This window comes from Algimonas porphyrae (assembly GCF_041429795.1).
Classification (GTDB): domain Bacteria; phylum Pseudomonadota; class Alphaproteobacteria; order Caulobacterales; family Maricaulaceae; genus Litorimonas; species Litorimonas porphyrae.
Genome location: NZ_CP163424.1, coordinates 1,802,829 through 1,817,105 on the forward strand (window position 1 = coordinate 1,802,829; position 14,277 = coordinate 1,817,105).

Below are 14,277 nucleotides of genomic sequence, written 5' to 3' on the forward strand. Positions count from 1 at the left end.
GGCGGATTAGCCTTCCAGCAGCTTCGGCTCGCGTGGAGGGCTGTAACGTGGATCGAGATGCTCATCGAGATAATCCTCGATCACCTCCATCGTCTCTTCGAGATGGTGCGTGTAGAAATGGTCGGCCCCTTCGATCTTGTGGGTCGAGATGATATGGCCTTTCTGCACGCGGATTTTCTCGGCGACGCGTACCACATCCTCATGCGGCACGATCGGGTCTTCATCGCCGTAAGTGATCAGGCCCGAAGCCGGGCAGGGCGCCAGAAAGCTGAAATCATACGTGTTTGTTGGCAGGCTCATCGAGATAAAACCGGCGATTTCGGGCCGACGCATCAGCAGTTGCATGCCGATCCAAGCGCCAAAACTGTAGCCTGATACCCAAGTAAAGGGCGCATTCTGGTTGAAGCTCTGCATCCAGTCGAGCGCATAGGCCGCGTCCTGCAGTTCGCCCTGGCCATTGTCATATGTCCCCATGGACCGACCAATGCCGCGAAAGTTGAAGCGCAGTACGGAGAAGCCGCGACGCTTATACTGTTCATACATGGCAACTGGGATGCGGTGATCCATATGGCCGCCAGCCTTGGGGTGAGGCGACAGGATCAGGGCACAGGGCGCGGCAGGATCATCGGAGGGATGATAACGGCCTTCGAGACGGCCTTCGGGACCGGCGAAAATGACTTCAGGCATAGAGGACGGGCTCTCAGAGCTATGCACAAATGCCGCGTGGGCCTTGCGAATTGTTATTCTTGACTGAATTGGTCGGGAATACTAAATGCCCCACACAATCCGGAATCTGCGACGTTTCCGGTGCGCCCTATCAAGGGGACGCCCTGATTGCAAAAAAAATGGCAGTCCGATCCCGGACCTTATGATGAGACGGCATTGAAACTGAGCGCAAAAGGACGAACGGCTGTTACCGCCGTTGCCGATCTGGCGACACAAACCGTGATACACGGTGCGGGTGCGCGTGTTCGGCTGTCAGACATTGCCGCACGTCAGGGGCTGAGCCAGTCCTTTCTGGAGCAGGTCTTCTCCGATCTGCGCCGCGCTGGGTTGGTCGATAGCAAACGCGGACCCAAGGGCGGTTACGCGCTGACCCGCCCGGCCTCCGAAGTGGTAGTGTCCGATGTCATCGCCGCCGTCGAGGAAGAAGTTCGCGCTCATGGGTGTCGGCCTGAGATCGCGCTGGGCTGCACAGGCCGAACGGCCAAATGCCTGACCCATAGTCTCTGGGGCGCGCTCGAAGACCATATTGGCGGCTTTCTGGATTCGGTCACAGTGCAGATGATCGTCGATGGCGATCTGCCGACACGAACCATGTCGGCCCGGATGCAAACGGCGTGAGCGCTTATCTCGACCATAATGCGACCAGCCCGGCCCCGCAGACGGTTATTGATGCCGTCGCCCATGCCATGACAGTCGTCGGTAATGCGTCCGCCCAGCACAGCCATGGCCGCGCCGCAGCGAAGCTTGTGGCCGATGCCCGCGAAGCGATCGGCATGGCGATGGGCCAGTGCGCGCAGGATGTGCTGTTTACTGGGTCCGGCACGGAAGCGATCAATACAGCTATTCATGCGGCGGTCTCTGACGGCTGCCAACATCTGATCATCTCGTCGCTCGACCATCCGGCCTCCATAATGGCGGCAGAGGCGAGCGGCGTACGCGTGTCGCTGCTACCCGCAACGCCGACGGGTCAGACCGATTTTGACGCGCTGGCTGACATTCTGAACGGTTGGGACGCGGCGGACGGGCGTCCTTTCCTGTCGCTGGTCGCCGCCAATAGCGAAACGGGCGTCATTCAGAATACGGACCGCGCGATCGATCTGATTCAGGATGCGGGCGGTCTGATACTGATCGATGCGGTTCAGGCGTTGGGCAAGCTCCCCATGCTTTACCCGGCGGATTATGTGGCCGTTTCGGCGCATAAGATCGGTGGCCCGCAAGGCGTGGGCGCGCTTTACGTGTCGCCGGAAGCGCCGTTTACGCCCTTGATGCATGGCGGCGGGCATGAACGCAGACGCCGGGCCGGAACCCTGAACGTTCCCGGAATTGCAGGCTTCGGCGCGGCGACGGCGGTCATGGGCGACCGTTTCGACAGGGCAGAACATATGCGTGATACGCTGCAGGCCGAATTGAAAGCGATCGATCCTGACATCGTCATCTTCGGGGAAGGCGAAGCCCGCCTGCCCAATACGCTGTTCATTGCCGCCCCTGGCCTGCGCGCTATGACAGCGATGATGGCGTTTGATCTGGAAGGCCTCAGCGTCAGTACAGGCACGGCCTGCAGTAGCGGAAAAGTCGGCGAAAGCCGCGCTCTGCGCGCTATGGGCCGTATAGAGGACGCACCTGACGGTGCGATCCGGGTCAGCTTTGGTCCCGGCAACACGATGGATGATGTCGAGGCGTTCGCGTCAGCATGGCGCAACCTTCGCAAGGCTAGGAAAGCCGCATAATGACTGAAACCGCAACATCTGATGTGAATATCAAAGATGGTATCGACTCTGAAACGGTCGAAGGCGTTCGCGCGCTGGAAGCTGACAAGTACAAATATGGTTTCGATTTCGGACATCGAACAGGAGTTCGCTCCCAAGGGACTGAACGAGGATATCGTTCGCTTCATCTCCGCCAAGAAGAATGAGCCCGAGTGGCTGCTCGATTGGCGGCTGGAAGCCTATCGCCGCTGGCTGACGCTGGAGGAACCGACATGGGCGATGGTGGATTACCCCGAAATCGACTTTCAGGACATGTATTACTACGCGTCCCCTGTGAAGAAGAGGGAGCTGGAATCGCTCGATGATGTCGATCCGGAAATCCTCGAGGTTTACAATAAGCTCGGTATCTCACTGAAAGAACAGGAAGTTCTGGCAGGCGTCAAAGGCGCACCGAAGGTCGCCGTGGATGCGGTGTTCGACTCCGTCTCCGTCGTCACGACGTTCAAGAAAGAGCTCGCCAAGCATGGGGTGATTTTCTGTTCCTTCTCCGAAGCCGTGAAGGATCACCCGGAGCTGGTGCGCAAATATATGGGCTCGGTCGTGCCTGTGACGGACAACTACTACGCCACGCTCAATAACGCCGTCTTCTCGGATGGGTCGTTCGTTTACATCCCTCCGGGTGTGCGCTGCCCCATGGAACTTTCGACCTATTTCCGCATGAACGCGCAGGGCACAGGCCAGTTCGAACGTACGCTGATCATCGCAGATGAGGGCTCCTACGTCTCCTATTTGGAAGGCTGCACCGCGCCGATGCGTGACGAGAACCAGCTCCACGCTGCGATTGTCGAAATCATCGTGCATGATGATGCCGAAGTGAAATATTCGACCGTTCAGAACTGGTGGCCAGGCGACAGCGACGGCAAGGGCGGGGTCTATAATTTCGTGACCAAACGCGCGGACTGCCGCGGCAAGAACAGCAAGGTCAGCTGGACACAGGTCGAAACCGGGTCTGCCGTGACCTGGAAATATCCCAGCTGCATTTTGCGCGGCGATGACAGTCAGGGCGAGTTTTATTCTATCGCCATCACCAATGGGCATCAGCAGGCCGACACCGGCACCAAGATGATCCATCTGGGCAAGAACACCAAGTCCCGGGTGATTTCCAAAGGGATTAGTGCGGGCAAGTCCAACTCGACCTATCGCGGTCTGGTGTCGGCGCACCGCAAGGCGACAGGCGCGCGCAATTTCACGCAATGTGACTCCCTGCTGATCGGCGATCAGTGTGGTGCGCACACTGTTCCCTACATCGAGTCCAGCACGCCGACGGCGCAGTTCGAACATGAGGCGACGACCTCCAAACTGTCGGACGATCAGCTCTTCTACTGCCGCCAGCGTGGCCTGTCGGAAGAAGATGCGGTCGCGCTGCTGGTCAACGGTTTCTGCCGCGAAGTGCTGCAGGAATTGCCGATGGAATTTGCCGTCGAAGCGCAGAAACTCGTCGCCATTTCGCTGGAAGGCAGTGTCGGGTGATGGCCGTGTCAGGAACCCGCAAAAATCTGATCCGGATCATCGCCATCGTTGGTATCGGCGTAATCGGTTTCATGGTCGCCATGAAGATCTGGATCGCATCGACCGTATTCCTTGGCGATGCTGAGCCTGCACCGACCCCAGTTGCCGCCGTGCCCATGCCCGTCGAGCCGCTGGATGCGCGCGAACAGATTGCCCGCAATATGGTCAGCCCGGCAATCCCGGGAACGCCGGTCATGCCGGAGGCCGATCTCACGCTCGATCCGAGTGACTATTCACGCGATTTGGCTCGTTTCATTCCGATCGAACGCGGCATGGATCGCTATGCTGCCAAGGATGCTTTGCTGCTTTATTACATTGCGGAGCCAGAGGGCGAGGGAGCTCAACGCCCCAAGGTCAGCTCGACTGAGCGCATTGTCGACGGAGCGACGCTATTCGTAATCCGCCGCAGCGGTCTGGCAGACGATTCGATCGCAGCGGAGGAAACCTATGCGCTGTTCGATGCCAACAGGCTGGTTGAATACGGATCGCGTCAGCAATGTCGCCGCGGCGACACGCCCAATCAATGGACAACGGAGCTCTGCCCATGACCCGTGCCTTTTTAATCGGACTCATCGGGTTCGTCCTTGTCGCATGTGCCCCGACACAGGAGCGAGCGGACGCACCGGATTTTTCTGCCGCCCTGCAAACGCATCTAAAATCGGTTCAGGATCGCGATCTGGAAACCTATCTGACGACGATTACTGACGCTGACGCCTTGCCGCTCATTTTTCCGAATGGAGAAATCATGTCGACTCGCGCGGCCGTCGTCGACTTTCATACCAACTGGTTCGCCGATCCGGACTGGCGCATGGAATTTGATGTGATTGGTACGATTGTCGGTGACGACATGGCTGTCGCGACCTTGCGAACGGAATATCGCGACACACCGGACGGGACACCTCGCGCCGGTATTCTCGGGCTCGTCTTTCAGCTGCAAAATGGCAGTTGGCGACTTATTCATGATCAAAATACGCGCATTGTGACCCCAACATGACCAAGAAAACCGAATCCGTACCCAGTCGCCAGCTGGTCACTCTGTCGGAGAGTGAAAAGACCTACGCGATGAGCCGGGCCGTCGTGCAGGGTGACTGGTGTTTTGTGTCCGGCACGGTCGGCTATGACTATGCGACCGGCGACATGCCTGAAGATGCCGCTCAGCAGGCGCGGAACGCTTTCGCCAACATCATGGCCGCGATGAAAGCCGCCGGGTTCGAGCTCGGCCATACGATCCGAGTGCAATATACGCTCACGTCCCGCGATCATATCGACGCCATCCTACCCGTCATCCGCCAGCATTTCGGCAAGATCCTCCCAGCCGCCACCATGGTCATCGCCGATCTGGTGGACGAGCGGATGAAGGTGGAAATCGAAGTCACGGGTTTTTGTGGGTGATAACGAAGGAGCCGATTAGAATTTGATCCAGGGGATCAAATTGAGGCGACTGAGGAAGAACAAAAAGAAAAGATAACCAGCTCAGGTCGACTTGATCGGCCTGCCCATCAACCCGGGTTCAAAGTCTGGGAGAAGGGTTCGCCAATCAAGTCGGCGAAGGCGGATGGAGAGAACGATAATGCTTAAAATCCAAAACCTCTCCGCCACCGTCGATGACGGGGCGAAGATGATCCTCAATCAATTGTCCCTCTCCGTCCCGGCGGGTGAGGTCCATGCGATTATGGGGCCGAACGGGGCGGGGAAATCGACCCTGTCCTATGTGCTGACGGGGCGCGACGGCTATGACGTCACGGACGGCTCGGTCACGCTGAACGACGAAGATCTGCTCGAAATGGATCCGGAAGAGCGCGCGGCGGCAGGTGTCTTCCTGTCCTTCCAGTATCCGCTCGAAATCCCCGGCGTTCCGACGCTGACCTTCCTGCGCACGGCCATGAACGCGCAACGCAAGGCGCGCGGCGAAGCGGAGATCAGCGCGCCCGATTTCATGAAGCGCGCCCGCGCCGTGGCAAAAGAGCTGAAAATCGCACCGGAAATGCTGCGCCGTCCGCTCAATGTCGGTTTTTCCGGTGGTGAGAAGAAGCGCATGGAAATCTTCCAGATGATGATCCTGGAGCCGACCTTTATCGTCATGGACGAGACCGACTCGGGTCTGGATGTCGATGCGTTGCGGGTCGTCGCGGACGGGGTCAATGCGCTACGCGCACCGGATCGCGGCATCCTCATCATCACCCATTATCAGCGCCTGCTCGATTATATCGTTCCGGACGCCGTGCATGTGCTGGCCGGCGGGACGATCAAGGCGAGCGGCGGGGCGGACTTCGCCAAAACGCTGGAGACGGAAGGCTATGACGCCTATGCGTGATCAGCTCCCCCATCGTGGCCTGGAAGCGTGGAAGTGGTCCGATCTCCGGGCTGCAGTCGCCGCGCGTGACCCGGACGGCTTTGACGCCGCCATGCAAGCCTGTCTGCACGGCCCTGAGGAGGCATCCCAGACCGGATTAGGTCTGTGCGGTCCAGCGCCAGCCGAGCCAAATGATTTGATGGGTCGGATCGCGGCTGAATATGCGGACGGCGTGATGTCGATCGTCGTTCCCGACGGCGAGACCTATCTGCGTCCGCTGGAAATTCGGGATATGGAAACAGGTCATGCGCGCTTCCGTATCGAGGTCGGAAAAGGCGCGACGCTGAATGTCGTCGAAGTGCATAAGTCCGAAGCCGGGTTCGCGAATGTCGACATCCATTATGTCGTCAGGGAGGGGGCGACCTTTCACCGGACGGTCCTGTCACAGGACGGTGCGGACATGATCCGTCATGTCCGCGCTCATGTCACACTCTGGGATCAGGCGGATTTCGGTCAGACCCTGCTGACATTTGGCGGGGCGTTTACGCGGCTGGAAACGCGGCTCGCCTGTATGGGGGCCGTGTCGGTCGACATGTCCGGCGCCTATCTGCTCGGCGGCGCTCGTCATGCCGACATTACTCATTATGTCGATTTCGCTGCGCCTGGCTCGACCGTGCGTGATTCCGTCGCCGGCGTCGTAACCGACAAGTCGCGCGGCGTGTTCCAGGGCAAATTCCATGTGCGTCGCCCGGCGCAGAAAACCGACGCCGAAATGCGTCACGACGCGCTGATGCTGTCCGAAACTGCCAAGATCAATGCCAAGCCGGAACTCGAAATCTATGCCGATGATGTCGAATGCGCACATGGCAATACGATCGGCCAGCTCGACGAAGCGGCCCTGTTCTACATGCGCCAGCGCGGCATCCCGGAAGTACAGGCGCGAGCCCTGCTGATCGAAGCGTTCGTGGCGGCGCGGCTGGGCGAGCATGCGGATCTGCTGGACCGTGTGCGGGCTTGGCTGGAGGCACAATCATGAATTTCGCCATTGCTGCGGCGGTGACGGCGGTGCTGCTGCTGGTGGTCTCCCAGATCGAGAGGCGGATGGCCGATGCGCCTGCGTGGCTGGGGAAGAGCGTCATTGCTCTCCGGCTGCTGGTGCTCGTTTTTGTCGGCCTATACCTCTATTTTCGGCTGACAGCCTGACCATGTTCGACATCCAAGCCATTCGCGATCAGTTTCCAATCCTCGCGCGCGCTGTGAACGGCTATCCGCTTGCCTACCTCGACAATGCTGCGTCGGCGCAGAAGCCCGATGCCGTCATCGACGCCATGGCCGGTCAGATGCGCGGGGCCTATGCCAACGTCCATCGCGGCCTGCACACGCTGGCCAATGAAACGACGGATGCGTTCGAACAAGCCCGGCGGAGCGTCGCGACCTTCCTGAACGCGCCGTCGCCCGACAATGTCGTCTTCACCCGCGGCGCGACCGAAGCGTTGAACCTGGCCGCCTATGGTCTGTCGCATCTGATCGAGCCGGGCGACGAGATCGTCATCACGCAGATGGAGCATCATTCCAATATCGTGCCGTGGCATTTCCTGCGGGAACGCTACGGTGCGGAGCTGAGGTTCGTTCCCGTCCTGGAAGATGGCAGCCTCGACATGAGCGCCTTCCGCAAAGTGATTGGAAAGAAAACGAAAATTGTCTCGGTCGTGCACATGTCCAACGTGTTGGGCACGATCAACAACATTGCCGAAATCGCGCGCTGGGCCAAGGCTGCCGGCGCGGTGATGATTTCCGACGGCACGCAGGCCGCTGTGCATATGGATGTCGACGTGCAGGCGCTCGGCGTCGATCTCTACGCCATGACGGGCCATAAGCTCTACGGCCCCACGGCCATCGGCGCGCTCTACGGCACGGCGGACATTTTCGAGCGGATGCAGCCCTTCAATGGTGGCGGGGAGATGATCGAGGACGTTTTCATGGACCGGATCACCTATGCCGACGCCCCGGCCAAGTTCGAAGCCGGGACACCGCCCATTCTCGAAGCGATCGGCCTTGGCGCGGCCATAGACTGGTATTCTCAATATGACATGGCCGACGTGCATCAGCATGAAATGGCCTGTTACCATGCTGCGCGGGACGGGCTGCGCGATCTGAACAATGTCCGGATTTTTGGCGATATGCCGGATAAAGGCCCGGTTTTGGCGTTCAATCTGGATGGTGCACATGCCCATGATGTTGCGCAGATTCTCGACAAATATGGCGTAGCCGTCAGGGCGGGCCAGCACTGCACGCAACCCTTGATGGACGCTTTTGGCGTGCATTCGACTGTGCGGGCCAGCTTCGGTATTTACAACACGCTGGACGAAGCTGACCGTTTTGTGACTGCCGTGAAAAAGGCTGCGGTCTTCCTTGGCTGAGCGAATGCCCCTATATTGGACGTAAGATGGACAATGTAACCGACAGAGAACGCCGCGCCGAGCAGATCGCCAATGCGCAGATCCCGGGATATGTCCCGGACGCGTCCCACGCCAACCCACAGTCTGAGGCTGATGCTGGGTCTGGCGGTGGAAATGTGGCGACCGATAAGCCCGACGTGGTGGCAGCGCGTGACGTGCTGGATGTGTCGGGCGCACCAATGGAGCCGCCGACGGACGGCGAGATCGCGCGGATTACGCATGACGTCATCACGCAGCTCAAGACCGTCTATGATCCTGAAATTCCAACGGATGTCTATGAGTTGGGTCTGATCTACAAGGTCGAACTCGAAGACGATCGGACTTTGCTGGTGGACATGACCCTGACTGCGCCCGGTTGCCCCGTGGCGGGCGAAATGCCCATCTGGGTGCAGGATGCCTGCGCCCGAGTCGACGGTGTGCGTCGCGTCGAAGTCTCCATGGTTTTCGATCCGCCGTGGACGCCAGACCGGATGAGCGAGGAGGCTCGGCTCGAGCTCAACATGCTATGACGGACACACTTACGAAATCCCGCCGCCCGCGACCCAAACTGGTTACACTGACGGATGCGGCGGCGGCGCAAGTCAGGGAAATCCTCGCCGAACGCGGTGAAGGCTATTTGCGTGTTGGCGTCACCAATGGCGGTTGCGCCGGCATGGAATATGTCATGGACTATGTGTCCGAGCCGGAGAAATTCGACGAAATTGTCGAAGATAAAGGCGTCCAGATTGTCGTCGATGCCAAGGCCGTCCTATTTATCCTCGGCTCTATCATCGATCATGAAACGACATTGCTGCACAGCAAGTTCGTCTTTCGCAATCCCAACCAGACCGATGCGTGTGGCTGCGGCGAAAGCGTGACCATCGTGCCCGTTGTGGCAGACTAGACGCCTGTCGGGACCAGATCTCCTGAAATCAACGTCGTCAGCATCCTGTTAGCAGGCCAAATCTGGCTGACAGGATGCATGAGATTGTTGCGGACCCACGGAAAAGTGGGGTTGGCCGACTGGTAGAAGGGCGTGAAAACCCGGGAAACAGCCTGATAGAATTGCATGTGGAGCCGTCTCTTGCGCGCATAGGCTTGTGGGGCCAGCGCAATGGGCCCGTTCCGAATGGCATCCGCCAGTGCGGCTGCGTCCAGTAGCGCCATATTGGCCCCTTGACCGAGCTGCGGGCTGGCCTGATGGGCCGCGTCCCCGATATAGGCGATCCGCTCTCCCCATGGCTGGGCCAGCGTGCCATGCCTGTAACGCGCCACCGTCATCGCTTCATGGGCCTCGATCTGCATGATGAAGGGCGCGAAGTCCGGCCACAGCTTGGTGGCTGCCGTCTTCCATGCGTCCAGGTCGCCGCTGAACCAGGCCTCGAGTTGGTCGGTCGGCTCGCTCCAGAAGATCGCCGTGCGCCCATCATCATGCAGGGGCAGAACGCCCAGCATATGATGCGCGCCGCGATAGCATTGCGTCAGGCAGTCGGGGCGCAAAAGCGTATCACCCGGCCATTCAACCGTCCCCCACAGCGCGCCGTAAGGCAGGGCCTGCGTCCGGATTGGGCTCAGGGCGGACTTTGCCCCCGATGCATCGATGACGAGATCGAAAGGCCCATATGACTGGCCGTGCTGATCGCACAGGATCCGCTTGTCTTTTTCCAGTACGGTTGCGGTGATTTCGGTGGACGGAACGATGGTCAGACCGGAGCGTGTCGCCTTGTCATAAAGGCATTCGAACAGGTCGGCGCGGTGGATCGCCAGGCCGAACGCGGCTCCACCCCACGCGCCGTAATTGGCCCTGAGCACGGTCCGGCCCGTCCGGCTTTCATGGCCTCTGAGCTGATAGATTGCGCGTCCGCGTTCCAATGCTGCCTTCAGAACGCCAATCCGGCCCAGACAGGTCTGACCGACAGGTTGTATCACCAGGCCGGACCCGACCGGGCGAGGTGTATCGAACTTGTCGAAGAGGGTGATGCTGTGTCCCTGCTTCGCCAAGGCACAGGCAACCGCCAGCCCGCCAATCCCGCACCCGGCAATACCAATGGATGAAGCCCCCATCATAAGGCGGGCTTATGAGCAGCGCGAGGTGGAGGCAATGCGGGTTGCGAGATGAATGTCATCAGTTCGTGCCAGCGGGTCGGGCGATGGATCACCGGATCAAGTCCGGTGATGAGGCGGGGGAAGAGGTGGGCTGAGCTCTGCTTATAGCGTCCAGAACGCGCCATCCTTCAGTCCGCTCCCACCGACTTGATCGGTGGGTCCATCTCCTGACTTTGCGTCTGGCGGAGAGGGGTGGGAGATAGGGTCGCTGATCAGGTCAGCGAAAGCGGAGGGGGCGCATTAGGCATTCAATCCCCGCCCTTCACAAACCCAATCCCCGCCTCAAATCAGCTCTCTATACTCCCACTTGTTCGCCACAGACACGAGGGGGTGCATAAACCTCGGTGTGGCGGGCCGGTGTGCGGGTCGGGCCCGGCGTGTGGCGATCATGCTACAAGCGGCGGCGACGTTCGTCAGCTTTGCTTAGCAACGGCGGCAGAGCGCGTCGGGCCTGACGGGACCATCAGCGGGATTTATGCGACCCCTGATACCCTGTCCGATCTCACCACCGTTCGACGCAGACCCTGTGCGGGTTGCGCGGAGCCAAACATCTCTCTGGGCCATGATCGGTCCTTAACGGGTTAGGCCGCTTCACGCATGGGACGAGCGTCGGACGGCGGTGACGGCGGATGCCAATCACCGCGCGCGGGCTCTGTCTTGCGACGAAACGGTACTTCTCTTTTGCTCCGGTCACGGGGCTAAGCCCGCGCCTCGTGTCACTTCTGACATGCAGGGATCACCCCAGGGGTGATGCTGATGACCCGCTCTCAGCCGCAGGATAGCGCCTGCCTCATTCAGAACCGTCAAAGCCACCGTCCCCGGCATTCATTGCCGGGGCCTCATCAGGGGGTGCTCCACAAGGTGAGACCGTGAACGCTCCTTCGGCCAGACAAGTTGAGAACGACACCGCCACTTCGACCTGGGTGAGCGACGGCCAAAGGCCCCGGCAATCAATGCCGGGGACAATGAGGGGGGCGGTGAATGGAGATATGACGCGAATGCCTTTGGCCGGAATGACGAGGGAGAGAGCGGAAGACGATATGTTCGGATTGGCACATAAGGTTGCAGGAGACCGCTTGCGGTTGGAGGGAGTGTTAGGCCATGCGCAAATCGACTCCATCGCCCCCTTGCATCCTGCTGTCCGGTCGTTATGGGCCGCGCCATGTCCGAACAGATCAAACACCTCCGCAACGTCGCGATCGTTGCGCATGTCGACCATGGCAAGACGACACTCGTCGACAAGCTGCTGCGCCAGAGCGGCACGCTGGACGAGCGTGGCGAGCAGGCCGAGCGCGTCATGGATAGTGGCGACATCGAAAAAGAGCGCGGCATCACCATTCTGGCCAAGAATACGGCGATCCGTTGGACGGCTCCGGATGGACAGGAATGGCGGATCAATATCGTCGATACACCGGGACACGCCGACTTTGGCGGCGAGGTCGAGCGCGTCCTGACCATGGTCGATTCGGTCGTGCTGCTGGTCGATGCCGTTGAAGGCCCGATGCCGCAGACAACCTTCGTGACCCGCAAGGCGCTGGAACATGGTCTGAAACCCATCGTGGTCGTCAACAAAGTCGACCGTCAGGGCGCGCGTCCCGACTGGGTGGTCGATCAGACTTTCGACCTGTTCGACCGGCTGGGGGCGACGGATGAGCAGATGGATTTCCCGACCGTGTTCGCGTCTGCGATCAATGGCTGGGCGACGCATGATGCGGGCGAAACCGGTACGGATATGACGCCCCTGTTCGAGACGATCGTCCAGCATGCGCCGGTTCCGAATGTCGATCCGGACGGGCCGCTGCAGCTACAGGTCAGCGCGCTCGATTATGACAGCTATAAGGGAGTCATCGGCATTGGCCGGATTCAGCGCGGCACGATCAGCCGGGGCATGCCTGTCATTGTTGCGGCCGCAGATGGGACGGAACGCAAGGCCAAGGTCGGCCAGATTTTTGGCTTTATGGGTCTGGAACGGGTCGAAACCGAACAAGCCACGGCGGGCGATATCGTCACCTTTACCGGGATCGAAAAGATCGGAATTTCCGATACGCTGTGCGATCCGGAAATGGTCGAGGGCCTGCCGCAGCTCTCCGTCGATGAGCCGACCCTGTCCATGACCTTCCAGGTTAATGACAGCCCGTTTGCCGGTCGGGAGGGCAAATATGTCACCTCGCGCAATATCAAGGACCGGCTGGACCGGGAACTGATCCACAATGTCGCGCTACGCGTCGAGCAACTATCCGAGGCGGACAAGTTCCGCGTATCGGGCCGGGGCGAGCTGCATTTGTCAATCCTGATCGAGAACATGCGCCGTGAGGGTTATGAAGTCGCCATTTCGAGACCCGAAGTCATCAACCGTGAAATAGACGGCGTTCTCTGCGAGCCGTGGGAAACGCTGACGATTGATCTGGAAGCAGGCACGGAAGGTGCGGTCATTCAGCGCTTGAACGAACGCAAGGGTGATCTGAAGAACATGCAGCCCGACGGGCAGGGGCGTGTGCGTTTGGACTATGATATTCCGACGCGCGGCCTGATCGGTTTCCGCGGGGATTTCATGACGCTGACATCCGGCAACGGTCTGATGTATCACAATTTCGACCGCTACGCGCCGCGGGCCAAGGCGGGCATCGGGCGGCGCCAGAAGGGCGCGCTGATTGCCAACTCGACCGGCAAGGCGCTCGCCTTTGCGCTCTGGAACCTGCAGGAACGCGGCAAGCTGTTCATCGGCCATGCGACCGAAGTCTATGAAGGTATGGTGATTGGCGTAAACAGCCGCGACAATGACCTGACCGTCAATCCGCTCAAAGGCAAAAAGCTGACCAATGTTCGCGCCGCTGGGTCGGACGAAGCGGTCGTGCTGGTCACGCCGATCGAGACGACGCTCGAATTCGCGCTGGAATTCATTAATGATGACGAGCTGGTCGAAGTCACGCCGGAGAGTGTTCGGATCCGCAAGCGTTACCTGCTGGAGCATGAGCGCAAGAAGGATCAGCGCGCTCGCGAAGCGCTGGAGACAGACGGCTAGTCGCGTTTGACCTTCAGAGGCGGACGCTGGAAACCATAGAGGGAGGCGGCGGATTTGATCAGCCGTGATTCCTCGGTGACATATTCATTGTCGGCGATGCTGATGGAGACGAGCGCGTCGAAAACGGCTTCGCGATGGTGCGCTTCGTCGAAGCGCGTCAGGGATTTCAGAACCAGAGTGTTGCCGCCCTTGTCCCAGAGCTGATCTTCCAGGTCGACCTTACGTTCCGCAAACCAGCGCAGAATATCCGCGTCGGGTTTGGTGTCGTGTCCAAATAGTTCGAGAAGGCCATTGGCATGAGTGACGAAGGCCGTCTCTTCGAGCTGACGAACCTTGTGATCGATTACTACCGCAATAGCGAGCGGCATGAGGATATCATCGACGCTATGGGTCGGCGTGTCAGTATTTTCAGCCATA

General features: G+C 59.7%; 15 protein-coding genes and 1 pseudogene. 13 read left to right on the plus strand and 3 right to left on the minus strand.

The features are described from left to right. Positions 1-6: 6 nt before the first annotated feature. Complete coding sequence (locus AB6B39_RS08670) at positions 7-687, minus strand: alpha/beta hydrolase (RefSeq protein ID WP_284368988.1); 681 nt, start codon at positions 685-687, stop codon at positions 7-9. Between the two features lie 147 nt (positions 688-834). On the opposite strand from AB6B39_RS08670, the gene AB6B39_RS08675 reads away from it, so the two are divergent. The 12 genes and pseudogenes from AB6B39_RS08675 to AB6B39_RS08730 all read left to right on the plus strand — a co-directional run bounded on the left by AB6B39_RS08675 (position 835) and on the right by AB6B39_RS08730 (position 9,636). Further along, the gene (locus AB6B39_RS08675) at positions 835-1,344 is read left to right on the plus strand and encodes an Rrf2 family transcriptional regulator (protein ID WP_284368987.1); all 510 of its coding nucleotides are present in this window, start codon (positions 835-837) and stop codon (positions 1,342-1,344) included. Next, the gene (locus AB6B39_RS08680) at positions 1,341-2,453 is read left to right on the plus strand and encodes a cysteine desulfurase family protein (protein WP_284368986.1); all 1,113 of its coding nucleotides are present in this window, start codon (positions 1,341-1,343) and stop codon (positions 2,451-2,453) included. The genes AB6B39_RS08675 and AB6B39_RS08680 overlap by 4 nt, the downstream gene beginning before the upstream one ends. Continuing rightward, a pseudogene (gene sufB, locus AB6B39_RS08685) lies at positions 2,453-3,962 on the plus strand (Fe-S cluster assembly protein SufB). Before AB6B39_RS08680 ends, sufB begins: the two are co-directional and overlap by 1 nt. A gap of 5 nt (positions 3,963-3,967) precedes the next feature. Continuing rightward, positions 3,968-4,549, plus strand: a complete 582-nt coding sequence (locus tag AB6B39_RS08690) for a hypothetical protein (RefSeq protein WP_284368984.1) — start codon at positions 3,968-3,970, stop codon at positions 4,547-4,549. Further along, the gene (locus AB6B39_RS08695) at positions 4,546-4,995 is read left to right on the plus strand and encodes a YybH family protein (RefSeq protein ID WP_284368983.1); all 450 of its coding nucleotides are present in this window, start codon (positions 4,546-4,548) and stop codon (positions 4,993-4,995) included. The genes AB6B39_RS08690 and AB6B39_RS08695 overlap by 4 nt, the downstream gene beginning before the upstream one ends. Further along, positions 4,992-5,393, plus strand: coding sequence for a RidA family protein (locus AB6B39_RS08700; RefSeq protein WP_284368982.1), 402 nt, complete (start codon positions 4,992-4,994; stop codon positions 5,391-5,393). Before AB6B39_RS08695 ends, AB6B39_RS08700 begins: the two co-directional genes overlap by 4 nt. A gap of 178 nt (positions 5,394-5,571) precedes the next feature. Then, positions 5,572-6,315 carry a Fe-S cluster assembly ATPase SufC gene (gene sufC, locus AB6B39_RS08705; protein ID WP_284368981.1) on the plus strand — a complete coding sequence of 248 codons (744 nt, stop codon included), beginning with the start codon at positions 5,572-5,574 and terminating at the stop codon, positions 6,313-6,315. Further along, on the plus strand, positions 6,308-7,330 hold the full coding sequence (locus tag AB6B39_RS08710; protein WP_284368980.1) for a SufD family Fe-S cluster assembly protein: 1,023 nt from the start codon (positions 6,308-6,310) through the stop codon (positions 7,328-7,330). The genes sufC and AB6B39_RS08710 overlap by 8 nt, the downstream gene beginning before the upstream one ends. Then, positions 7,327-7,497 carry a hypothetical protein gene (locus AB6B39_RS08715; RefSeq protein WP_284368979.1) on the plus strand — a complete coding sequence of 57 codons (171 nt, stop codon included), beginning with the start codon at positions 7,327-7,329 and terminating at the stop codon, positions 7,495-7,497. The genes AB6B39_RS08710 and AB6B39_RS08715 overlap by 4 nt, the downstream gene beginning before the upstream one ends. A 2-nt stretch (positions 7,498-7,499) precedes the next feature. Next, a complete protein-coding gene (locus AB6B39_RS08720; protein WP_284368978.1) occupies positions 7,500-8,714 on the plus strand; it encodes an aminotransferase class V-fold PLP-dependent enzyme in 1,215 nt (404 codons plus the stop codon). 218 nt (positions 8,715-8,932) lie between these two features. Further along, a complete protein-coding gene (locus tag AB6B39_RS08725) occupies positions 8,933-9,262 on the plus strand; it encodes an SUF system Fe-S cluster assembly protein (protein WP_348520130.1) in 330 nt (109 codons plus the stop codon). After that, entirely contained in the window at positions 9,259-9,636 is a 378-nt protein-coding gene (locus AB6B39_RS08730) for a HesB/IscA family protein (RefSeq protein ID WP_284368976.1), read from the plus strand. The genes AB6B39_RS08725 and AB6B39_RS08730 overlap by 4 nt, the downstream gene beginning before the upstream one ends. Here the strand turns inward: AB6B39_RS08730 and AB6B39_RS08735 are convergent. After that, a complete protein-coding gene (locus AB6B39_RS08735) occupies positions 9,633-10,799 on the minus strand; it encodes an FAD-dependent oxidoreductase (RefSeq protein ID WP_371398515.1) in 1,167 nt (388 codons plus the stop codon). The genes AB6B39_RS08730 and AB6B39_RS08735 overlap by 4 nt on opposite strands. Positions 10,800-12,000: 1,201 nt before the next feature. On the opposite strand from AB6B39_RS08735, the gene typA reads away from it, so the two are divergent. After that, the gene (gene typA / locus AB6B39_RS08740) at positions 12,001-13,860 is read left to right on the plus strand and encodes a translational GTPase TypA (RefSeq protein ID WP_284368974.1); all 1,860 of its coding nucleotides are present in this window, start codon (positions 12,001-12,003) and stop codon (positions 13,858-13,860) included. Here the strand turns inward: typA and AB6B39_RS08745 are convergent. Further along, positions 13,857-14,276, minus strand: a complete 420-nt coding sequence (locus AB6B39_RS08745; protein WP_284368973.1) for a hypothetical protein — start codon at positions 14,274-14,276, stop codon at positions 13,857-13,859. The two genes, typA and AB6B39_RS08745, sit on opposite strands and share 4 nt — an antisense overlap. Position 14,277: the final 1 nt, after the last annotated feature.